Here is a 13,654-nt window from a genome sequence, read left to right on the forward strand (position 1 = left end):
CCGGCATAAGTTCGCCCCGATCCTAATGAGGGGCACATGGCCAGCACATCCAAATCCAATCCGGGGCATTTTTTCGAGGATTTTTCCCTTGGGATGCCACTCAATCACGCAACGCCGCAGACGCTGACAGAAGGCGACATCGCTCTCTATCGCGCGCTGACAGGCGGGCGCTTTGTCCAGTATTCCTCAGCTGAGTTCGCCAGGGGTGCGGGCTATCCTGGCCTTCCGATTGATCCGCTTCACGCGTTTCACGTTGTCTTTGGTAAGTCGGTGCCGGACGTCTCCCTGAATGCCGTGGCCAATCTTGGCTATGCCGATGGCCGCATATCTCTGCCGATCATGCCGGGCGATACGCTGCGGACCGTGTCGGAAGTCATCGGCGTCAAAGAGAATTCCAATGGCAAGACCGGCGTTGTCTGGGTTCGCACGCGCGGCTTCAATCAGCGCGGTGAAGAGGTCATGTCCTTTGTCCGCTGGGTGATGGTGAACAAGCGTGATGCGAGTTCGCCTGCGCCAGAGTCTGTGATTCCGGACCTGCCAAAAGTCGTGCCGGGCGCCGAGCTGACCGGCTTTGCCGGCATGGACAGCTGGGATGCGACTCTCTCCGGCAGCGAATACATGTTCGAGGACTATGCCGTCGGTGAGAAGATCAACCATGTCGATGGCATGACCGTGGAAGAGGCGGAGCATCAGATTGCGACACGCCTCTACCAGAATACGGCCAAGGTGCACTTTGATGCGCACGGCCAGAAAGACAGCCGCTTCGGCAAACGCCTGATCTATGGTGGCGTCGTGATCTCGATTGCCCGTTCACTGTCCTTCAATGGACTGGCGAATGCCGGCCACATGCTGGCGATCAATGCGGGCAGCCATGTCAGCCCGCTCTTCGCCGGAGACACGATCTATGCCTGGAGTGAAGTGCTGGAGACGGCCGAACTTTCAGACAAGGTGGGGGCGCTGCGCCTGCGTCTCGTTGCCGTGAAGGATCAGGACCCGGGTGCCTTTGCCTATAAGGGTGAGGATGGCAAATATGCCGATGGCGTGCTTCTGGACTTCGACTATTGGGCCGCCATCCCACGCAAGTGCTAGACCTTCGGTTGATCTTCGGGAGGTACTGGCCCGGCCAGTGTCTCCCTTTGCTCCGCCCATAATAAAAGTGCGTCTAGCGCCGGGCAGAGGCCTTCTCCCCATTCCGTGAGCCCGTACTCCACTTTTGGAGGCACCTGATGGTGCACAATACGGCGCACGATGCCGTCCGCTTCCAGCTTGCGAAGCTGTTGGATCAGCATTTTTTGGGAGATCGCCGGGATGGCCCTCTCCAGTTCCGAAAACCGCATCAGACTGCCCCCGAAAAGATGAAACAGGATGGTCATTTTCCATCTCCCCTCAAGCAATTGCAGGGCGGTCTCCACGCCATGTGCCGCACTGATGGGGGTATAATCAGGTCGCTTACCTTTAGGTAAGTACCCTACTTTTTTGTCGGTACTTGTCATATCTTCTGGCTATGTCGATATCGGTCTGACTGCAAGACCTTTTCTGTCTTGCTTCATGCAAATTGGAGACGCCAGACATGCCACTTAACCTACCCACCGCCATAGAGTGCTACTTTGAAATCGACAAAACGGATGATTTGGAACGCTTCTCGGAATGCTTCGCGCCTAAGGCTGAAGTCATTGATGAAGAGCGTATTCACACTGGCATCGCCGCCATTCAGAACTGGGCTCGCGAAGCCAAGGCGGCCACGAATTACCATGTGACGCCTTTGAGTGCGGATGTGGGTGAGATTGAAGCCATTGTGACAGGTCAGGTAGAAGGCAATTTTCCGGGAAGTCCGGTTACGCTGCGCTATTTCTTCACCCTGGAAGCGGGTCTGATCATCGCACTTGAGATCAAACCATGAGCTTTGATCTGGACCTTGGTAACTGCCGGGCACTGGTGACGGGTGGTACAAAAGGCGTGGGCCGGGCCGTTGTGGAAGCTTTTACGTCCCACGGTGTGCGTGTGCTGACGACGGCACGTCATGAACTGGATGACCTGCCCGCCGGTGTCAACTTCATTGCGGCTGATATTTCCCTGTCAGAGGGGTGTGAACGCGTTGCGGAAGCCGCGCTGCGTTTGCTCGGCGGTGTGGATATTCTCGTGCATGTTGCAGGCGGTTCCAGCGCACCGGCCGGTGGCTTTGCCGTGTTGGACGAGCAGGAATGGCAAAGGGAGATGAATCTGAACCTTTTTCCAGCCGTTCGACTGGATCGTGCGCTTTTGCCAGACATGATCGCGCGCGGGTTCGGGGTCGTGATCCATGTCTCGTCTATTCAGGCGCGCATGCCCTTGCCAAATGCAACCACGGCCTATGCCAGCGCCAAGGCGGCCTTGGCTGCGTATAGCAAGAGCCTGTCCAAGGAAGTTGGGCCGAAAGGCATCCGGGTAATGCGTGTCTCCCCGGGATGGGTGAAGACCGAAGCAGCCATCGCGCTTGTGAACCGGATTGCTGCAGAGAAGGGAGTGGATTTCGATGCGGCACAACAAAGCCTTATGGACTCACTTGGCGGCATTGCGCTGGGGCGCCCTTCCGAACCGGAAGAGGTTGCAGACCTGATTACTTTCCTGGCTTCGCCTCGAGCAGGGGCAATTACAGGGGCAGACTATGTGATAGATGGCGGAACCTTGCCTACAGTGTAGACAAGTGTGCAACCAGCCTGCTTCCACAACACCTCCAGCCCTCCTATATGAGCAGCTATGAGCGGGTATGGGCCTTTTGACGATTTCACGCTGTTTGCCATGGCCATCGCCGTGGTTCTGTCAGCTATTGTCAGCCTGATCGGCACATCTGCCCGCAAGCGGAATATCGCCTTGGGGCGGGCGACCGCAACAGATCTGGCAGAGATGACGGGCATTCGTGACGCAAAGAAGCTGCAAGAAACCTTCGGTCCCCCCGATATGGGACGTGTCTGGCGTACGGTGACGCTACTGGAGGTACGCCGCGCCCGGCAAAGCGGTGGATGGCTGATGTCGAGTGACCTGGTGGATTATGCCTGTTTTGGTGTTGTGGCCTTGGCGCTGTTTGTCTCTCATCCGCTGATTGGCGGGGCAATCGTGCTGGCCCTGCTGGTCCAGATAGCGGGTTGGATCGCGGCGGTAGGTCTGCCGAAGTAAGGCACCCCCAAAGACGACCCGAACTTCTTCTTTCCCCCTCTCTGGAAACACACTAAAGGCAAACGCATGAAAGTCTGGAAGATGAATGGTGCTGGCAACGCGTTTGCCATTTTTGATGCACGCTCGACCTCCTTTGTGCCGAGCGCCGATCAGGTGCGCCAGATTGCCGAAGATTTGAAGGCTGACCAGATCATCGCGCTGGAGCGGGATGTCGCGCGTGACGTGTTCATGCGCATCTGGAATGCGGATGGCAGTGAAGTCTCCGCGTGCGGCAACGCCACGCGTTGTGTCGGCAAATTGTTACTGGAGGAGACGGGCAAGTCACAGGTGACGATCCAGACCGAAGCCGACATGCTGAAAGCTTTCAATGCGGACAATGGGCTGATCACCGTCGATATGGGCTCGCCTCTTATGGGCTGGGAAGACATCCCGCTCTCAGAGAAAATGGATGTCCGCGGCGTCGATGTGAAAATCGGCCCAATGGATAACCCTATCCTGTCCCGTCCGGCCGTCGTCTCCATGGGTAACCCCCATGCCGTGTTCTTCGTGAAGGATGTGGATGATTATGACATTCCGGCCCTTGGCCCACTGGTCGAATGGCACCCGACTTTTCCGGAAGGCACGAATGTCGGCTTCGCGCAGGTGATTGACCGTAACACGATCCGCCTGCGGGTGTGGGAACGCGGCGCAGGTCTGACCAAGGCGTGCGGCACCGGCGCATGTGCCGCGCTTGTCTGCGCAGCGAGGGCCAAGCTCACAGCCCGCAAGGCGAAGATGATCCTAGATGGCGGAGAACTGACCATAGATTGGCGGGAATCTGATGATCGCGTCTATATGACCGGCCCGGTCGAAATGGAATTCGAGACGGAAATCTGAGCGCGCAGATCTGCCAGGCCTGCACAGATCCCTTGATTTGCCGGGGCTTCGGCGCGACATCCGCTGTCTGGTAAGCCATGACTGACACCAAATCCCCTTCCAGCCCGCAGCTGATTACGCTCGGATGCCGCCTGAACGCCTATGAATCCGAGGTGATGCGTGGCCATGCGGCTGAAGCTGGCCTGAATGATGCGGTGATCATCAATACATGCGCGGTCACTTCTGAAGCTGTCCGCTCTGCCCGGCAGACGATCCGCCGAGCCGCGAAGGACAATCCGGGCGCGCCTATCCTTGTCACGGGCTGCGCCGCGCAGATCGATCCGGACATGTTCGCGAAGATGCCGGAAGTCACGCGCGTGATCGGTAATCATGAGAAAATGCAGGCCGAGACCTGGAAACCGGCGGATTTGCTGGGCGGCCATGAAAAGGTGCGCGTGAATGATATCATGTCGGTACAGGAAACAGCCGCGCATCTTATTGATGGCATGGAAGGTCGTGCCCGCGCCTATGTTCAGGTGCAGAATGGCTGTGACCATCGCTGTACATTCTGCATCATTCCCTATGGCCGCGGAAATTCCCGTTCCGTGCCGGCCGGGGAAGTGGTCGGCCAAGTGAAGCGTCTTGTCGAGACAGGCCATTATGAAGTCGTTCTGACGGGGGTGGACCTGACGAGTTGGGGGGCTGACCTGCCGGGGCAGCCACAGCTCGGCAATTTGGTGCAGCGTATACTGAAACTGGTGCCGGAACTGAAACAGCTGCGCATTTCCTCCATTGATGCCATCGAGATTGACGATGCGCTTATGGAGACGATGGCAGAGCCACGCCTCGCGCCTTTCATGCACCTTTCGCTGCAGCATGGGGATGACCTGATCCTGAAGCGGATGAAGCGACGTCATTCCCGCGCCGATGCCATCACGCTGACGGACAGGCTACGCGCGGTGCGTCCGGATATTGCGTTTGGCGCGGACATCATTGCCGGCTTCCCAACAGAGACGGAGGCGCATTTCGAGAATTCGGTACGGCTGGTCGAGGAATGCGGCCTGTCTTTTCTGCATGTTTTTCCGTATTCACCGCGCCCCGGCACTCCAGCCGCCCGGATGCCTCAGGTCGCAAAGGCCCAGGTGAAGGCGCGTGCGGCGCGGCTGCGCAACGTGGGCGTTGAGGCACTCGCCAGGCATCTCTCCAAATATAAAGACCAGACTGTCGACGCGCTGATCGAGCGCGGGACATCTGCGCGCCTGCCAGATTTTACACCTGTCCAGTTCGAGGCCGATCCGGGTGAAGCTGGACGTGTCGTACGTGCCCGTATAGTCGGGCAGGACGGTAAACAGCTGATCGGAGCCCTGACCGCATGATCCTCTGGTTCGGAAAGAAGAAGAAAAAGGAAGAGCTGAAACAGGCTGGCGCCGCGATGGAGTTGCCGGAGCTGTCGGCTGAGGAACTTGCGGCCAAGGAAGCCGAAGAGGCCCGGCTCGCCGCCGAAAAGCAAGAGATCGAGCGCAAAGTCGCTGAGGCGAACCGGGCTTGGGAAGAACGTCAGGCGCGCGAAGCCAGGGAAGCGGCTGAAGAGGCGCAGCGTCTGGAAGAGGAAGCCCTTAAGGCTGAAGAGGCTCGCGTTGCTGCGCAGGCCCGCGCCGATGAAGCCGAAGCCAAGCGGCTGGAAGAAGAGGCCGAGCGCGCCCGCAAGGCCAAGCAAGAGCGCGAAGCCGCCCAGGCCAAGGCCGCTGCCGAATTGAAACTCCTGGAGGACCGCCGCGAAGCTGAGCGCCTTAGAGCCGAACGCGAGGCGGCTGCCCGCGCAGCCCTGGAGGCGGAAGCCAATGACCCTGGCTTCATGGCGAAGCTCGGCACCGGTCTGTCGCGATCATCCTCCCGTCTGACATCGGGCCTGGCTGTCTTCGGGCGTCGAAAGCTGGACGATGACACGCTGGAAGAATTGGAGGATCTGCTGATTTCATCAGACCTCGGCGCAAACGTTGCCACACGTGTGACGAGTAGTCTCGCCAAGGAGCGGTTCGACAAGGAAATCACGGAAGATGAAATCCGTCTGGCTTTGGCCGAAGAAATCACCGATGTACTGCGACCGCGCGAGAAGATTGTCGATTTCTCTGACGGGCCGCGTCCACGCATCGTAATGTTCGTAGGCGTCAACGGGTCGGGTAAGACAACGACGATTGGCAAGATTGCCTCCAAACTGAAGGAGCAGGGGGCAAAAGCCCTGCTTGTCGCGGGTGATACCTTCCGGGCTGCCGCGCTTGAGCAGCTGACCGTTTGGGGTGAACGCGCAGATATTCCGGTCATGTCAAAGCCGATCGGGTCTGACGCAGCAGGGCTCGTCTATGAGGCCATCGAAAAGGCGAAGGCGGATGATCTAGACCTTGTTCTGATCGACACGGCCGGGCGGCTGCAGAACAAGACAGAGCTGATGGCGGAGCTTGAAAAAATCGTCCGGGTAACGCGTAAGCTTGATCCGAATGCACCGCATGATGTGATCCTGGTTCTGGATGCAACCGTGGGCCAGAATGCCCTGTCCCAGGTGGAGGCATTCAAGAACACCGCAGGTGTGACGGGGCTGGTCATGACCAAGTTGGACGGTACAGCAAAAGGCGGTGTTCTGGTCGCGATTGCGGAAGCACATGATCTGCCCATTCACTTCATCGGAATTGGAGAAAAGGCGGAGGATCTTCGTCCCTTCAGTGCCGAAGCATTTTCCAAGGCGCTTGTCGGCGCTGAATAGAAAACAGAAAAAAGCCGATCATTTTCATGATCGGCTTTTTTGATCCGGGGCCTATTCTGCCGCGTGGGCAAGTTCGACTTCATCATCAAAGATTTCTTCAATAGGCCGTCCGAACAGGCGGGCGACGGCAAAGGCCAGAGGCAGGGATGGGTCATACTTGCCTGTCTCAATGGCATTGATCGACTGGCGTGAGACATCCAGTTTTTCTGCCAACGCGGCCTGACTCCAGCCCTTCTCGGTACGCAGTATCTTAAGGATGTTCTTCATCTGAGTTAGACTACCTTCCCGAAATTCTGCGTGCAGAAGGACAGGCCATAGGTGATGAAGAAGAGCGGACCGAACCAGAAGACCGAGATGACGTCTAGGACTTCAAAAATCTGCAGGAACCCTACCAGGAAGGCGCACGCTGCCGTGATCAGTCCGCCATCGCGCATCGCCTGCAACTGGCGCATGCGTGTGTATTCGTCGGTTTCTTCTGTTTGCCGACGCATGGCGTAGAGGACCCCAAAAAGGGGCAGCGTGACTGCCAGGGCACTCGTGATTTTGAGCCATGTTGGCGCCGTATTCGTATCGACCAGAAAGCTGGTTGCGAAGACGAGAACCGTATAGACGCCCATTAGGGGCCAGAAGAGATAATGATAACGGCGTTTGGCAGTTCGAAATCCACGCTGGGACATGACAAATCTCCTTGTTGGTTTATCAAGTGTCATTGACATTATGACAAGCTAGCTTGTCAGTCAAGTGTGCTTTACATAATTTTATTCAGCCACAATGTCCGGCGCGTTCAGATGTTGCTCACCCCTCACCAGGCGGCCAGGTTTTGCGCCTGTCGGATCTCCGTCTCGATGCGTGATGGCGCCTTTGAGGATGGTTGCTGTGTAGCCTTCCGCGCGCTGCATCAGGCGGCGGCCACCAGCAGGCAAATCATAGCGTACCTCTGGCAGATGAAGTTTCATCCTGGCGAGGTCGATCACATTGATGTCTGCGCGATAGCCGGGAGCGATCAGTCCGCGGTCATACAGGCCGATCCATTGCGCCGTCGCCCGGGATTGCTTGTGGACGATATGCTCCAGCGGAACAAGCGGGCCGCGCGTGCGGTCACGCACCCAATGGGTCAACATGGTTGTGGTGAAGGAGCCATCACAGATCATCCCGACATGCGCGCCGCCATCTGAAAGGCCCGGCAGCGTGGCCCGGCTGAGCATCATTTCGCGTGAAGGCTCAAGATTCCCCTCTGCATAATTCAGGAAGGGCAGGTAAAGCATGCCGCGACCGTCGCGTTCCAGCATCAGGTCAAGTGCAACTTCTTGGGGTGAGACGCTACGCTGTGCGGCGATGGCTTGGAGCGTTTTGTCCTGGGGCGGTTCGTAATTCACGGCTTCGTCCAGCTGAAACATCTTGCCGAAACTGCGCAGCATGACTTTCAAGAATGGATTGTCCGTATCTGGTGCGTCTGCCAACAAGCGCGCGCGATACTCTACATCCCGTAGTTTTTCGACGCGTGCCTCGAAAGGCAAGTGCGATATCTCACGGTATACGGGGTGCGCGCTGAATGGATTGAGTGTTAGCTCCAACCCGAGCAGAACCCCGACAGGACGTGGAGCAACCTGAGCCCGCATCGGAAGTCCGTCCTCCATGGCCCGTTCGATGGCGCCAAGTAGTTTTCGCCAACCCTGCGGCGCGACATCGGCCTGCGCGAGTGAGACAGAAAGTGGCCGGCCGCTTGCCTCAACAATGCGGCGCAGCATGGCGGCCTCTTTTTCCGGATCATTGAAGTCTGATACAAACTGTAAAACGCCAGAGCCCGCGTCCGCGACACCTTGTGCGATGCCGGTCAATTCCGCTTCGCTGGCAGTTAGCGTTGGCGTCGGCAGGCCATCGCTGGTCCTGTGGTTCAGCGTGCGCGACGTGGAGAAGCCCAGGGCGCCTGCCTTGATGGCATCTGTGGTGAGCGCTCTCATGCGGGCAATGTCTGCCTCGGTTGCCTCTTCGCGATTGGCACCGCGCTCACCCATGACGAAAACGCGCAGTGCGGCATGAGGCAATTGCGCGCAGATGTCTGTATCGAAATGACGCGATGACAGGCTGTCCAGATAATCCGGGAAATTGGTCCAATTCCAAGGTAGCCCTTCTGACAGGACCGGGAACGGAATATCCTCTACGCCCTCCATCAGACGGATAAGCCGGTCGCGGTCCTCCGGCTTGCAGGGGGCAAAGCCAACGCCACAATTTCCCATAAGCACCGTTGTGATGCCGTGCAAAGAAGAGGGACTGATTTCATCGTCCCACGTCACTTGGCCGTCATAATGTGTATGAATGTCAACAAAGCCTGGTGTTACAATCAGCCCACGCGCGTCGACTTCCTCAATGCCGCGTGCCTGAACTTTTCCAAGCTCGGCAATCAGGCCGTTTGAGATGGCGACATCCGCTTCATAGGTTTCCCCGCCGGTGCCATCCACAATTGTGCCGCCTCGTATGACCAGATCATGCGTCGCCATACTTTCCTCCACTTTCTTTTCTGTTCTTGAGGTCGATCATGACCCCGAGGGAAGCCAAGTCAAATCCTTCCCACGCGGCAGGAAGTGGTGCATAGGCGCGGCTAATGTCGTCTGCTCTCCTCCCTGTTGCGCTGTGTCTCTTCTCCGCGGTGACCGTCGCCTTGACCAATGTATTGGTGAAGCGTGGGGGAGACGTCCTGACCGCCCGCATGACCGTCGCTGTGGCTATGGCGCTGAGTGTTTTGCCCTTCGTCCCGTTTGTGCCTTTGCCGCCCCGAGAGACTTGGCATCTGATTGCCGTCTCCATGGTTGTGCACTGGGCGTATCAATTCTGTCTCGTCCGTGCGCTGCATCGGGGAGACCTCTCGCTGGTCTTTCCCGTGATGCGAGGCCTGGCACCGCTGGCAACAGCTTGTTTCGCGACCTTCCTTTTGCATGAACAACTGACGCTGGTCCAAATCCTGGGGCTATTGGCGGCAAGTCTTGCGATTATTGTCTTTGCGCTGCCAACTGCGAGCGACCCTTCCCGGCGTAGTCTGGATCGGCGCGCGCTGGTCTGGGCGGCTCTGACAGCGCTGGGTGTGGGCATGTATGCCGTAGCCGACACAAAAGCCGCGCGAGCCATGCCCAGTCCCATGACATTTGTGGTCTGGCTATTCCTGATCGACTGGATCGGCGTAACGGTGGTTGCGCTGTGGCAGCGGCATGGGCGCATATACGAAGCTGTCCGGTTGCAATGGAAAGCGGGATTGATCGGCGGCATGGCGGGAACACTGTCCTACGGTATGGCCATCTATGCCTATACCCTGACAGATGCCGCAATCGTGACTGCACTGAGGGAAACCTCCGTTGTCTTCGCGGCGATAATGGGCGCAATTCTGCTGAAGGAAGGCTTTGGCCGTAGGCGCGTTATTGCGGCGGCTGTACTCGCGGCTGGGCTTGTGATGATGCAGGTCGGCGCATGAGGTTCGCCCACAAACAGAGCGTTCGTGATTTATTAGCTCCGTACATGCGAGGGAGCAGGTGCAGGGCAAAAGCCCAGAAACAAAACCGGAAGCGGCATTGCTGCGTATAGAGTAGATGACAGACATACAGACCAAAGAATCGTCCGCAGACCTCGGGGATGCCGCAGGCAAGGCAGGTGGCATCTGGACCGAGCTTGGGCCGACCCTGGCCTTCATTGTAATCTACAATGTGATGCTCAGGTTTCCTGATGGCGACGGTCTGTTTACCAAGTCGACTGCGCTTTACTGGGCAACAGGCATCCTGATCATTGCTACGATTGGCGTTGTCATCATGAAATTGGTCCGGGGAGAGAGAATTCCCCCCTTCCTGATCATATCATCACTGCTGATTGGATCCTTTGGCACAGCCGGTATTCTGCTCCAGTCAAAGCTGTTCCTTTTCATCAAACCCACCATCATCAACTTGCTTTATGCAGGCGTTATCTTCGGTGGTCTGGCTGTTGGCCGAAATGTCTGGAAGATGCTTTTCAATTCACTGTTTGATCTGCCGGACTTCGCCTGGAAGACCCTTGCCATTCGGTGGGGTCTTTATTTTGTAGCGATGGCTATATGGAATGAAGTCCTGTGGCGTAACTTCTCCGAAGCGACATGGGCCAACTGGAAATTGGGCAATCTGGTATTGGGGTTTCTCTTCGCCCTGGCAAATACACCCTACACCCTGAAGCATCTTCGCAATACAGAGGAACAGGAGACAATCTAGCGTGTCACGCCGTCTGTGCCGGCCGGATTCAGGAAAGGCGAAAATGCCCTGAGGTTCCGCGTCTGGGCATAATGCGTCAGGGCCCAGACGACAGTCGGGAAGGCAAGATTCGCCCAGGGAATGCCTTTCCAGTCGAACAGGCCAACTTCTTCACTTTCCGGGCCTGCTGAAATGTCGGACAAAAGCTCTGCTCGAAACATCACCTGAACCTGAGAGATGCGCGGTACGGAATATATCGCCAGAACCTGTTCCAGCCGAATCTCCGCGTTTGCTTCTTCTCTGGCCTCTCGCATTGCGGCCTGGTCTACAGATTCCCCTTCCTCCATGAAACCTGCTGGTAAGGTCCAGAATCCCTTACGCGGAGCAATCGCGCGTTTACAAAGAACAATCTTGTCCCGTTTTGTGACAACGGAACCTGCGACAATTTTGGGATTTATGTAGTCTACGAACTGGCAATGTGAGCAAACACGGCGTATTCGGTCGTCTCCATCAGGTATTTCATGCTTGAAATCTTGAGAAATGAAACCATTTGCTAATTGATCCGTCATCGAACCTTAATCCTCTCGCGTATATGGAGAACCATGTTGATCCGCACACGGGTCTGCTCATTAACAGACTGGAAACCGGATTTTCTAGGCGCCCAACGCATTATTGAATACTGAAAGGTACTTTTATCATGACTTATAACCTCAATACTTCCCCGAGCCACCTGCTTCACCGTGCGCAGCAGATCGCTGCAAACGAGTCTGCCTCTGCTCTGGCATCCGCTGGTATTACGCTTCGCCAGTTCTCCGTGCTTGCTGCCCTGTCCGGCAATGACGGTGTCAGCCAGTCTGATCTCGTGAATGCAACCGGCATTGACCGTTCCACGCTGGCTGACATGGTCGCCCGTATGGAGAAAGCCGGCCTGATCAAGCGCGTTGCTTCCAAAACCGACAAGCGCGCAAAAGTTGTCTCGCTGATGGCGAAAGGCAAAAAGGCTTATGAGAAAGCTCTGCCGGCTGTCGAAAAGGCTGATGCTGCCATCTTCGAAGCCCTGCCGAAAACGAAGCAGTCCGCTCTGGTCTCCGGTCTGAAAGACATGGTTTCCGAAGCCGAGAAAGCTGAAGCCGCCGCTGCTCCGGCCCCGGCCCCTGCTGCTGCGCCTGCTCCGGCTGCGAAGAAGGCTCCGGCTAAAAAGGCTCCTGCGAAGAAAGCCACCAAGGCAAAAAAATAATCCGAATCTGACGGATTTAATTGGGCGGGGCGCTTTCCAGCGCCTCGCCTATTTTTTTGGCCGAGGCTTCGTTCAGCGGACCATCAATATGCAGGATGATGTCACCTGCTGGAGAGATGACAAATGTCTCCGGCACCCCTGTCAGGCCGAATTCAAGTCCGCCCTGACCATCCGGGTCCAGCGCGATCCGCGTATAGGGATTGCCCAGCCGGTCCAGAAATTCCTGCCCGGCGGATATCTTGTCCTTGTAGAGCACACCGAAAACCTGGTCGGGATGCGCCTCTGACAGCGCCATGATGTATTTGTGCTCTGCTTCGCATGGAGCGCACCAACTGGCGAACAGATTTACCGCGATTGCACCGCCTGTCGGGGGTGGCGAAAACTGGATTTTCTGGCCGCCCATGGTCTCAAAGCTGGTGTCCGGCGCATCGCGCAGCACACGTTCAAAATCACCTTTCTCGGGATTCATCAGCTGGTTTGCAGCCAGCGCGCTGAATATCAAAAGTACCGCCACCGGGATAGCTGCCAGCCAGCGCCTCATTTCCGTCTGGCCTCCTCAGTGCGTGCCTGCGTGCGGGCAAGTTCAGCCTGGGCGAGGCGGGCTTTTATCATCACGGTTAGGATGGCGCCGCCAATCATGACTGCTCCAAGCGCGTAGCTTGCCCAGATGAAAGCAGCATTTTTGTCGAATTCAGGTATCATTATGTCAGTCTCCTGCGATCAGCCGAGCACGAATCTGTGCCGCGCGCCTCTGCCAGATCTCTGCCTGCATCAATGTCATGACCAGACCTGCAAACAATAGGGAGTGTCCCAGACCGCTTGCTAGCAGGGGCCAGAGATAGACGGCTGCCATTTTCGGCCCATCGACAGTAATCACGCTCGCGTCCTGATGCAGGGAGGTGAAGAGGTCTACGGAGAATTTGATGAGCGGAACATTGATTGCGCCGACCATGGCGAGGATAGCCCCGGCGCGGGCCGCTTTCTGGCGTGTGTCCATAGCCCCGCGCAGGGCCATATATCCCAGGAACAGAAAGAACATGAAGAGCACGGACATCATGCGTGCATCATCCCATTGCCACCATGTGCCCCAGGTCGGCTTTCCCCAGATCGACCCGGTAACAAGACAAAGCGCTGTCCAGGTCGCGCCAAGCGGCGCAATGGCCTTTGCGGCAATGTCGGCCACTTCATGTCGCCATATGAACCAGATGAAGCTCATCACAGCCATGCCCATATAGCTGGCCATGGCCAGCCAGGCGGCCGGCACATGCAGGAACATCACCCGCATGATGTCACCGCCCTGATATTCATCTTTCGGAACAATCCAGAGCCCTTGCCAGAGCCCCCATGCAATCAGCAAGGCACCTAGCGCATAGCAGATAGGAGCCAGCCAGCTGGACAGGGTGAGGAACCGGTGGGGGTTTGCAAACCAGGAAAACATCGCGTTCGGAA

The 13,654-nt window shown here is 57.1% G+C and carries 18 protein-coding genes; 10 read left to right on the forward strand and 8 right to left on the reverse strand.

Annotated features, from left to right (window positions below):
* Positions 1 to 36 precede the first annotated feature (36 nt).
* Positions 37 to 1,089 (forward strand): MaoC family dehydratase, encoded by a 1,053-nt coding sequence (locus HY2_RS15575; RefSeq protein WP_034829270.1) that lies wholly within the window; start codon positions 37 to 39, stop codon positions 1,087 to 1,089.
* On the opposite strand, the gene HY2_RS15580 is transcribed toward HY2_RS15575, so the two are convergent.
* Positions 1,086 to 1,493 (reverse strand): winged helix-turn-helix transcriptional regulator, encoded by a 408-nt coding sequence (locus HY2_RS15580; RefSeq protein ID WP_051595109.1) that lies wholly within the window; start codon positions 1,491 to 1,493, stop codon positions 1,086 to 1,088. The genes HY2_RS15575 and HY2_RS15580 overlap by 4 nt on opposite strands.
* A gap of 77 nt (positions 1,494 to 1,570) precedes the next feature.
* Between HY2_RS15580 and HY2_RS15585 the strand changes: the two genes are divergently transcribed.
* The 6 genes from HY2_RS15585 to ftsY all read left to right on the forward strand — a co-directional run bounded on the left by HY2_RS15585 (position 1,571) and on the right by ftsY (position 6,766).
* Entirely contained in the window at positions 1,571 to 1,900 is a 330-nt protein-coding gene (locus HY2_RS15585; RefSeq protein WP_034829373.1) for a nuclear transport factor 2 family protein, read from the forward strand.
* On the forward strand, positions 1,897 to 2,679 hold the full coding sequence (locus HY2_RS15590) for an SDR family oxidoreductase (protein ID WP_034829271.1): 783 nt from the start codon (positions 1,897 to 1,899) through the stop codon (positions 2,677 to 2,679). The genes HY2_RS15585 and HY2_RS15590 overlap by 4 nt, the downstream gene beginning before the upstream one ends.
* Positions 2,680 to 2,736: 57 nt before the next feature.
* A complete protein-coding gene (locus HY2_RS15595; protein WP_034829273.1) occupies positions 2,737 to 3,153 on the forward strand; it encodes a hypothetical protein in 417 nt (138 codons plus the stop codon).
* Between the two features lie 66 nt (positions 3,154 to 3,219).
* Complete coding sequence (gene dapF / locus HY2_RS15600; protein ID WP_034829275.1) at positions 3,220 to 4,029, forward strand: diaminopimelate epimerase; 810 nt, start codon at positions 3,220 to 3,222, stop codon at positions 4,027 to 4,029.
* Positions 4,030 to 4,106: 77 nt separating this feature from the next.
* Positions 4,107 to 5,384, forward strand: a complete 1,278-nt coding sequence (gene mtaB, locus HY2_RS15605) for a tRNA (N(6)-L-threonylcarbamoyladenosine(37)-C(2))-methylthiotransferase MtaB (RefSeq protein WP_034829276.1) — start codon at positions 4,107 to 4,109, stop codon at positions 5,382 to 5,384.
* Positions 5,381 to 6,766, forward strand: coding sequence for a signal recognition particle-docking protein FtsY (gene ftsY / locus HY2_RS15610; RefSeq protein WP_034829277.1), 1,386 nt, complete (start codon positions 5,381 to 5,383; stop codon positions 6,764 to 6,766). The genes mtaB and ftsY overlap by 4 nt, the downstream gene beginning before the upstream one ends.
* Before the next feature lie 51 nt (positions 6,767 to 6,817).
* On the opposite strand, the gene HY2_RS15615 is transcribed toward ftsY, so the two are convergent.
* From HY2_RS15615 to HY2_RS15625, 3 genes are all read right to left on the reverse strand, one after another.
* Positions 6,818 to 7,033 carry a helix-turn-helix transcriptional regulator gene (locus tag HY2_RS15615; RefSeq protein WP_034829278.1) on the reverse strand — a complete coding sequence of 72 codons (216 nt, stop codon included), beginning with the start codon at positions 7,031 to 7,033 and terminating at the stop codon, positions 6,818 to 6,820.
* Positions 7,034 to 7,038: 5 nt separating this feature from the next.
* Complete coding sequence (locus tag HY2_RS16935) at positions 7,039 to 7,443, reverse strand: hypothetical protein (protein ID WP_051595111.1); 405 nt, start codon at positions 7,441 to 7,443, stop codon at positions 7,039 to 7,041.
* 81 nt (positions 7,444 to 7,524) lie between these two features.
* Positions 7,525 to 9,264 (reverse strand): N-acyl-D-amino-acid deacylase family protein, encoded by a 1,740-nt coding sequence (locus HY2_RS15625; RefSeq protein ID WP_034829279.1) that lies wholly within the window; start codon positions 9,262 to 9,264, stop codon positions 7,525 to 7,527.
* Between the two features lie 104 nt (positions 9,265 to 9,368).
* On the opposite strand from HY2_RS15625, the gene HY2_RS15630 reads away from it, so the two are divergent.
* Both HY2_RS15630 and HY2_RS15635 read left to right on the forward strand, forming a co-directional pair.
* Positions 9,369 to 10,229 (forward strand): DMT family transporter, encoded by an 861-nt coding sequence (locus HY2_RS15630; protein ID WP_034829281.1) that lies wholly within the window; start codon positions 9,369 to 9,371, stop codon positions 10,227 to 10,229.
* A gap of 115 nt (positions 10,230 to 10,344) precedes the next feature.
* Positions 10,345 to 10,989 carry an inner membrane-spanning protein YciB gene (locus HY2_RS15635; RefSeq protein ID WP_034829283.1) on the forward strand — a complete coding sequence of 215 codons (645 nt, stop codon included), beginning with the start codon at positions 10,345 to 10,347 and terminating at the stop codon, positions 10,987 to 10,989.
* Here the strand turns inward: HY2_RS15635 and HY2_RS15640 are convergent.
* On the reverse strand, positions 10,986 to 11,537 hold the full coding sequence (locus HY2_RS15640; protein ID WP_051595112.1) for an NUDIX hydrolase: 552 nt from the start codon (positions 11,535 to 11,537) through the stop codon (positions 10,986 to 10,988). The two genes, HY2_RS15635 and HY2_RS15640, sit on opposite strands and share 4 nt — an antisense overlap.
* A 128-nt stretch (positions 11,538 to 11,665) precedes the next feature.
* Between HY2_RS15640 and HY2_RS15645 the strand changes: the two genes are divergently transcribed.
* Positions 11,666 to 12,205, forward strand: a complete 540-nt coding sequence (locus tag HY2_RS15645) for a MarR family winged helix-turn-helix transcriptional regulator (protein ID WP_034829285.1) — start codon at positions 11,666 to 11,668, stop codon at positions 12,203 to 12,205.
* 16 nt (positions 12,206 to 12,221) lie between these two features.
* Here HY2_RS15645 and HY2_RS15650 read toward each other — a convergent pair whose 3' ends face one another.
* Genes HY2_RS15650 through ccmC form a run of 3 tightly spaced genes read right to left on the reverse strand, consistent with a single transcriptional unit; the run spans position 12,222 to position 13,643 of the window.
* Entirely contained in the window at positions 12,222 to 12,746 is a 525-nt protein-coding gene (locus HY2_RS15650) for a redoxin family protein (RefSeq protein ID WP_034829286.1), read from the reverse strand.
* Positions 12,743 to 12,907: a heme exporter protein CcmD gene (gene ccmD / locus HY2_RS17055; protein WP_064773928.1), complete on the reverse strand. Its 165-nt coding sequence runs from the start codon at positions 12,905 to 12,907 to the stop codon at positions 12,743 to 12,745. Before ccmD ends, HY2_RS15650 begins: the two co-directional genes overlap by 4 nt.
* Positions 12,908 to 12,911: 4 nt before the next feature.
* Positions 12,912 to 13,643: a heme ABC transporter permease CcmC gene (gene ccmC / locus HY2_RS15655; RefSeq protein ID WP_034829287.1), complete on the reverse strand. Its 732-nt coding sequence runs from the start codon at positions 13,641 to 13,643 to the stop codon at positions 12,912 to 12,914.
* Positions 13,644 to 13,654: the final 11 nt, after the last annotated feature.

This window comes from Hyphomonas pacifica (assembly GCF_000682675.1).
Taxonomy (GTDB): Bacteria; Pseudomonadota; Alphaproteobacteria; order Caulobacterales; family Hyphomonadaceae; genus Hyphomonas; species Hyphomonas pacifica.

What these genes read in the sequence shown, in the direction of transcription:
- HY2_RS15575 (WP_034829270.1), top strand. Translation starts at nt 37, where the DNA reads ATGGCCAGCACATCCAAATCCAATCCGGGGCATTTTTTCGAGGATTTT.
- HY2_RS15580 (WP_051595109.1), bottom strand. Translation starts at nt 1,493, where the DNA reads ATGACAAGTACCGACAAAAAAGTAGGGTACTTACCTAAAGGTAAGCGA.
- HY2_RS15585 (WP_034829373.1), top strand. Translation starts at nt 1,571, where the DNA reads ATGCCACTTAACCTACCCACCGCCATAGAGTGCTACTTTGAAATCGAC.
- HY2_RS15590 (WP_034829271.1), top strand. Translation starts at nt 1,897, where the DNA reads ATGAGCTTTGATCTGGACCTTGGTAACTGCCGGGCACTGGTGACGGGT.
- HY2_RS15595 (WP_034829273.1), top strand. Translation starts at nt 2,737, where the DNA reads ATGAGCGGGTATGGGCCTTTTGACGATTTCACGCTGTTTGCCATGGCC.
- dapF (WP_034829275.1), top strand. Translation starts at nt 3,220, where the DNA reads ATGAAAGTCTGGAAGATGAATGGTGCTGGCAACGCGTTTGCCATTTTT.
- mtaB (WP_034829276.1), top strand. Translation starts at nt 4,107, where the DNA reads ATGACTGACACCAAATCCCCTTCCAGCCCGCAGCTGATTACGCTCGGA.
- ftsY (WP_034829277.1), top strand. Translation starts at nt 5,381, where the DNA reads ATGATCCTCTGGTTCGGAAAGAAGAAGAAAAAGGAAGAGCTGAAACAG.
- HY2_RS15615 (WP_034829278.1), bottom strand. Translation starts at nt 7,033, where the DNA reads ATGAAGAACATCCTTAAGATACTGCGTACCGAGAAGGGCTGGAGTCAG.
- HY2_RS16935 (WP_051595111.1), bottom strand. Translation starts at nt 7,443, where the DNA reads ATGTCCCAGCGTGGATTTCGAACTGCCAAACGCCGTTATCATTATCTC.
- HY2_RS15625 (WP_034829279.1), bottom strand. Translation starts at nt 9,264, where the DNA reads ATGGCGACGCATGATCTGGTCATACGAGGCGGCACAATTGTGGATGGC.
- HY2_RS15630 (WP_034829281.1), top strand. Translation starts at nt 9,369, where the DNA reads ATGTCGTCTGCTCTCCTCCCTGTTGCGCTGTGTCTCTTCTCCGCGGTG.
- HY2_RS15635 (WP_034829283.1), top strand. Translation starts at nt 10,345, where the DNA reads ATGACAGACATACAGACCAAAGAATCGTCCGCAGACCTCGGGGATGCC.
- HY2_RS15640 (WP_051595112.1), bottom strand. Translation starts at nt 11,537, where the DNA reads ATGACGGATCAATTAGCAAATGGTTTCATTTCTCAAGATTTCAAGCAT.
- HY2_RS15645 (WP_034829285.1), top strand. Translation starts at nt 11,666, where the DNA reads ATGACTTATAACCTCAATACTTCCCCGAGCCACCTGCTTCACCGTGCG.
- HY2_RS15650 (WP_034829286.1), bottom strand. Translation starts at nt 12,746, where the DNA reads ATGAGGCGCTGGCTGGCAGCTATCCCGGTGGCGGTACTTTTGATATTC.
- ccmD (WP_064773928.1), bottom strand. Translation starts at nt 12,907, where the DNA reads ATGATACCTGAATTCGACAAAAATGCTGCTTTCATCTGGGCAAGCTAC.
- ccmC (WP_034829287.1), bottom strand. Translation starts at nt 13,643, where the DNA reads ATGTTTTCCTGGTTTGCAAACCCCCACCGGTTCCTCACCCTGTCCAGC.